This window comes from Gemmatimonas sp., assembly GCF_044345575.1.
GTDB lineage: Bacteria > Gemmatimonadota > Gemmatimonadetes > Gemmatimonadales > Gemmatimonadaceae > Gemmatimonas.
This window is the reverse complement of record NZ_JBIJAW010000207.1, coordinates 1-5,763: the sequence shown is the minus strand read 5'-3', so window position 1 is coordinate 5,763 and position 5,763 is coordinate 1. Positions and strand designations below refer to the sequence as shown.

At 66.4% G+C, this 5,763-nt stretch carries 5 protein-coding genes; 3 read left to right on the top strand and 2 right to left on the bottom strand.

Annotation, left to right across the window (positions count from 1 at the left end; genetic code table 11):
- Positions 1-220: 220 nt before the first annotated feature.
- Complete coding sequence (locus tag ACIQ6O_RS11715) at positions 221-1,027, bottom strand: DUF4184 family protein (protein WP_396207972.1); 807 nt, start codon at positions 1,025-1,027, stop codon at positions 221-223.
- A 237-nt stretch (positions 1,028-1,264) separates the two neighbouring features.
- On the opposite strand from ACIQ6O_RS11715, the gene ACIQ6O_RS11710 reads away from it, so the two are divergent.
- A complete protein-coding gene (locus ACIQ6O_RS11710) occupies positions 1,265-2,761 on the top strand; it encodes a type IV pilus twitching motility protein PilT (protein ID WP_396207971.1) in 1,497 nt (498 codons plus the stop codon).
- Positions 2,762-2,777: 16 nt separating this feature from the next.
- On the opposite strand, the gene ACIQ6O_RS11705 is transcribed toward ACIQ6O_RS11710, so the two are convergent.
- A complete protein-coding gene (locus ACIQ6O_RS11705) occupies positions 2,778-3,266 on the bottom strand; it encodes a RidA family protein (RefSeq protein WP_396207970.1) in 489 nt (162 codons plus the stop codon).
- A gap of 232 nt (positions 3,267-3,498) precedes the next feature.
- Between ACIQ6O_RS11705 and ACIQ6O_RS11700 the strand changes: the two genes are divergently transcribed.
- Positions 3,499-5,187, top strand: coding sequence for a GMC oxidoreductase (locus ACIQ6O_RS11700; RefSeq protein WP_396207969.1), 1,689 nt, complete (start codon positions 3,499-3,501; stop codon positions 5,185-5,187).
- A gap of 14 nt (positions 5,188-5,201) precedes the next feature.
- Positions 5,202-5,763, top strand: a 562-nt coding sequence (locus tag ACIQ6O_RS11695) for a gluconate 2-dehydrogenase subunit 3 family protein (RefSeq protein WP_396207968.1), incomplete at its 3' end; no start/stop codon positions are given.

Sequence of the window (5,763 nt, the reverse complement as noted above, 5' to 3'; positions counted from 1 at the left end):
TGAACTGCAGACGGCAGACCGCAGGAACTACAGCACGCAGTAGGGGAGGAATGCGGTACAACAACACGGGCGCCACCGCTTCGCGGGGCGCCCGATTTCCTTTGCGGTAGGGATATCGGCGGCGGCGCGCAGCGCACGCTGCCGTGTGGTTCTACCGCATTCCTCCGTGACTGCGTGCTGTAGTTCCTGCGGTCTGCCGTCTGCTGGTGGAGGCGCACGCTCATCCCGCCGATGCCCCCCGCCCCTCGTGCCGCCCCCGCCCCCGCCCCACCGCCAGCAGCAGCACCGCGGCCGCCGCCATGTCGATCGCCCCGAAGGCAATCGCCGCCGCCGCGGCCTTGGGCCGGTCGTGCTGCTGCAACAGGCCGGTACACGCCCCCAGCGCCGCACACCCTCCCACGATCCACAGCATCCGCATGCCAACCGTTCGCGGCTGTCGCGGCAGCGGCATCACCCGACGCCGGCGCCACTGCCAGAGCAGCCCGCGCGCCACGATGCGCTGCCACAGCAGCACGGTGACGATGGCAAACACCAGCGTGAGCCAGAACTGCAGGGCATCGTACAACGGCACGGCGCCGCCGAAGTGGGGCACCGGGGTGCGCAGTACGGGAAAGGACGGCACCAGCCACCCGGAGTGATTGCCGTGCGTAATGCCATCGAGCACCACATGCGAGAGGCCGCCAACCCACGCTGACCAGGCCACGGCGCCCCATTCGCGCATCGAGGCCGGCGCGGACAATGCCGCCAGATCGTGCAACCGCAGCCGCGGATGATCACGCAGAAACGGCAGCAGCGCCGGCAGGACGAGCGCGGTAAGGATCCACGTCAGTCCCATCGACAACGGGACGGTGAACCAGAGCTGCGCGGCGACGGTGTGGCTGAACAGCCAGTCGTCGGACATGCGGCCGATGAACTCGAGATCCGGCGCCATGCTGCCGATGCACAGCCCGACGCCGGAAAACCAGCGGGGCCAGCGCATTTTGAGTGGCAGTACAACGGCCTGGTGCGACAACAGGGTAGCGGGCATGGCTCGGGCGGCGATGGGAGTCCGGCGGCCGTCGTCGGCACCAGAAAGGGTCGCGCGCCAACGCCACCATCGTGTGAGCGGGGTGTCGCGTGCCGGCAACGGGCCGGCGACGGATTGGTGACGGCCCCCGTTTCCAACCCGCCGTGCCATTCGTCCTCCCTGTGGCCCGCCGACCGTTCCGCTGACGTAACGGCTCCAGTGCGTGCGGCCGATGGACCTTTGCCACCGCGGTCACCCGTGCCTCAACTCGACAAGATCCTGCCGCGCCTGGAATCGGGCGCGGCCTCGCTGATTCTCCTCGAGACCGATGCGCCGATCCGGTGCGTCACGCCGAGCGGACTCCAGCAAGTGAGCACCCAGGTGCTCTCCCAGTCGCAGTTGCTGGCGCTGGTCAGTGAACTGGCCAGCCCCGAAGACCGCCCATCCATTGCAGCGGCACAAGGCATCCGGTTCCTCTACCGCTTCAATGACAAGCAGTGGCTGGTGCAGCAGGAAAGCGACCCCTCCACGACCCGCATCCGCATCCGCCGCTGGGTGGACCGGGAACCGTCGGGGACCCCCGCGCCGGGCGAGATCTCGTCGGTGCGGCGCCGAGTCGGCGATGCGCCGTTTGGGCCGTTCACTTCTCAGGAGCAGGCCCGTGAGGCCATCGAGAAGCTGCTCCGCATTCAGGTGTCACGCGGCGCCGCCGACCTGCACCTGCGCGTCGGTGAACCGCCCATCTTCCGCCTCGGCGGGGACCTCCTGCGCCTGGAAGGCGAGGGTCCGCTCACCGACGACATGGTCACGGCGATGATGACCGCGGTGATGCCCGAGAAGAATCGCGCCGAATTCGCCACGCAGTGGGACACCGACTTCGCGTACGAGATCGAGGGCGTGTCGCGCTTCCGCGTGAACGTGTTGCGCGACCGTCATGGGACCGCGTCGGTGATTCGCACCATCGCGAGCACCACCGTCACGGTGGAGCAGATGGGGCTCTCGCCCGAGGTGCAGGCGCTCTGCCATCTCACCAAGGGACTGGTGCTCGTCACCGGCCCCACCGGCTCGGGCAAGTCGACCACGCTCTGTGCATTGGTGGACCTCGTCAATCGGACGCGCTCCGATCATATCATCACGATCGAAGACCCGATCGAGTTCGTCCACCAGAGCAAGAAGTGCCTGATCACGCAGCGACAGGTGGGCGTGCACACCCAGTCCTTCAAGAGCGCGCTGCGGGCCGCGCTGCGCGAGGATCCGGACATCATCCTCGTGGGTGAGCTGCGCGACCTCGAGACCATCGCCATCGCCCTCGAGACGGCGGAGACGGGGCACCTCGTATTCGGCACGCTGCATACCAGCACCGCGGCCAGCACGATCAACCGCATCGTGGACCAGTTTCCCGCCGACCGGCAGGATCAGATCCGCATCATGCTGGCCGAGTCGCTGAAGGGCGTGATCTCGCAGACGTTGTGCAAGAAGATCGGCGGCGGACGCGTGGCCGCGCGCGAAATCCTGCTGGTGAACAAGGCGGTGAGCGCGCTCATCCGCGAAGGCAAGACGGTGCAGATTCCGAACATCATCCAGACCCAGAAGAAGCTGGGCATGGAAACGCTCAACGACGCTCTGCTCACGTTGGTGAAGAGCAAGACGATCGAGCCGGAAGAAGCCTACGTGAAAGCCGTCGAGAAGAAGGAGATGAGCGGCAAGCTGCGGGCACTCGGCTACAACATCGACGGCGTGGCCGGCGAGGAGTAGCCGCCTGCGCGGCCGGCTACTTCGCCGCAGCCACGCACTCCAATTCCACCCGGGCCCCGTTCAGCAGCGTGGCCTGCACCGCCGCGCGCGCCGGATACTTCCCGTTGCCGAAGTACGAGCGGTACACCTCGTTCATCGCCGGCCACTCCTTGAGATCGGCCAGGAACGCTGTGCACTTCACGAGGCGGTCCATGCCGAGGCCGGCGGCCGCGAGCGTGCGCTTGATGTTCTCCATCACCTGACGCGTTTCCGGCGTGATGCCCCCGGGCACGAGCGTGAGTCCCGTGCCGGTGGTACCGAGCGTCCCTGAGACGAAGACGAGGTTGCCGACGCGGACGGCCGGGGAGAACGGATTCACCGGTGGGCCGTCGGGATGGATGAACTCCGGCTCGGCGGCCGGCGTGGGGCGGGCCCCGGCGCACGCGGTGAGTGACACGGCGGCGACCCCGAGGGCAGCCGCCAACGCAAGGCGGCGCGGGCGTGAAAACAGGGAGATGGCTGACATGCCCTCGAAGCTCGTCCGTCCGCATGATTCGTCAAGCACCGGGCGGTCCGACCAGGGCAGCGGCGATCCGCGTGTGTTTCGGAAACGCCCCTCGCGGGGGCGTGTCCCGGTGTACACCTTTTGGGGGATGACGCCGAGGGGCCCGCCCGTCAGCGTCACCGGCACACTCTTCCCGCCACGCCGGACCAGCACCGATCGGCCCATGCTCCCCGGGCCGCGAACAGGAGGCGCAGTGCAGGCTGCACAGACGACGGAGTTCGACGCGATTGTCGTGGGCTCCGGCATTTCCGGCGGCTGGGCCGCGAAGGAACTCACCGAGAAGGGCCTCAAGGTCCTGCTCCTCGAGCGCGGTCACAACATCGACCACATCACGGGGTACAAGAACGCCACGAAGGGCCCGTGGGAGTATCCGCACCGTGGCGGGCGCACGAAGCAAATGGAAGCCGATTATCCGGTGCTGCGTCGTGACTACCCGCTGAACGAGAAGAACCTCGACTACTGGGCCAACGACAAGGAGAGCCCGTACACCGAGGTCAAGCGGTTCGACTGGTATCGCGGCTACCACCTCGGCGGCCGCTCCCTCATGTGGGGGCGCCAGAGCTATCGCTGGAGCGATTTCGACTTCGAAGCGAACGCCAAGGACGGCCTCGCCGTCGATTGGCCGATCCGCTACAAGGACATCGCGCCGTGGTACTCGCACGTCGAGAAGTTCGCCGGTATTCAAGGGACGCGCGAAAATCTGCCGCAGCTGCCCGACAGCGAATTCATGCCCGGCTTTGCGCTCAACTGTGGTGAGCAGCATGTCGCCGAGCAGATGAAGAAGAACTACAAGGGCAAGCGCCACCTGATCATCGGGCGCAGCGCCAACATCACGCAGCCGCTGCCTGGCCGCGGCCAGTGCCAGACCCGCGATGCCTGCTGGCTGGGGTGCATCTTCGGCGCGTACTTCAGCACGCAGTCGAGCACGCTGCCGGCCGCCGTGAAGACGGGGAACCTCACGCTCAAGGTGAACAGCATCGTGCACGAACTCGTGTACGATAAGAACACCAAGAAGGTGAGCGGCGTGCGCGTGGTCGATGCGGTGACGAAGGAAGCCACCGAGTACAAGGCGAAGATCTTCTTCCTCTGCGCGTCCACGCTCAACAGCACGTGGCTGCTCATGCGCTCGGCGCGCGACATCTGGCCCGGCGGCCTCGGCAGCTCGAGCGGTGAACTCGGCCACAACCTCATGGACCACCACTTCCGCCTCGGCGCGAGCGGTCGTCTCGAGGGCTTCGACGACAAGTACTACTACGGCCGTCGTCCCACCGGTTTCTACATCCCGCGCTGGCAGAATCTCTTCGGCGACAAGCAGCCGTACCTGCGCGGCTACGGCTACCAGGGCAGCGCGAGCCGTCAAGACTGGGGACGCGCGGTGGCCGAGTTGGGCATCGGTGGCGACTTCAAGGACGAGATGGCGCAGCCTGGTGACTGGCGCATCGGCGGCACCGCGTTCGGCGAGATGCTCCCCGACCACAGCAACAAGATCAGCATCGACGAGACGAAGACCGACAAGTGGGGTCTCCCGGTGCTGAAGATCGATTGCGAGATCAAGGAAAACGAAAAGCTGATGCGCAAGGACATGACCGTGCAGATGGCGGAAATGCTCGAGAGCAGCGGCGTGAAGGACGTGAAGACCTACGACGGTGGCTACGCCCCGGGTATGGGCATCCACGAAATGGGTACGGCGCGCATGGGCCGCGACCCCAAGACGTCGGTGCTCAACGCCAACAACCAGGTGTGGGACGCGCTCAACGTGTTCGTCACCGATGGGTCGGCGATGACCTCGGCAGCGGCGGTGAATCCGTCGCTCACCTACATGGCGCTGACCGCGCGCGCGGCGGATTTCGCCGTGAATGCGCTCAAGCGTCGCGAGCTGTAAGGAGATCGCATCCGATGACTGATTTCGAAAAGCTGTCCGGAATCGATCGCCGCGAAGCGATCAAGCGGGTGAGCGTGTTGCTGGGCGGTGTGGCGTTCGTGGGCGGCAGTTCGCTCATGGCCGCCTGCGCCGGCGATCGTCCGCCAGCGGCCGATACCACCAAGGCGGCGGTAGCACCGGCGCCCATTGGCGAGTTTTCCGTAGCCGACCAGCAGTTCCTCGACGAAGTGGCCGACACGATTCTCCCCACGACGGCCAAGTCGCCAGGCGCCAAGGCGGCGGCGACGGGCCCGTTCATGGCGGTGATGGTCACCGACACCTACAAGCCGGAAGATCAGAAAGTGTTCCGGGCGGGCATGACGGCACTGGACGAGGCGTGCAAAGCCAAGCACGGCGCCGGCTTCATGCAGGCCACGGCCGAGCAGCGCACCGCGCTGCTGACAGAGCTCGACGCCGAGCAGCATGCGTTCATGAAGAGCAAGAAGCCCGAGGAGCCCACGCACTACTTCCGCATGATGAAGGAGCTGTCGTTGCTCGGCTTCTTTACCAGCGAGATTGGCTACACCAAGGCGATGC

Bases quoted from the DNA above. Each gene is read 5' to 3' on its own strand.
- ACIQ6O_RS11715 (WP_396207972.1), bottom strand. From the start codon at position 1,027: ATGCCCGCTACCCTGTTGTCGCACCAGGCCGTTGTACTGCCACTCAAA.
- ACIQ6O_RS11705 (WP_396207970.1), bottom strand. From the start codon at position 3,266: ATGTCAGCCATCTCCCTGTTTTCACGCCCGCGCCGCCTTGCGTTGGCG.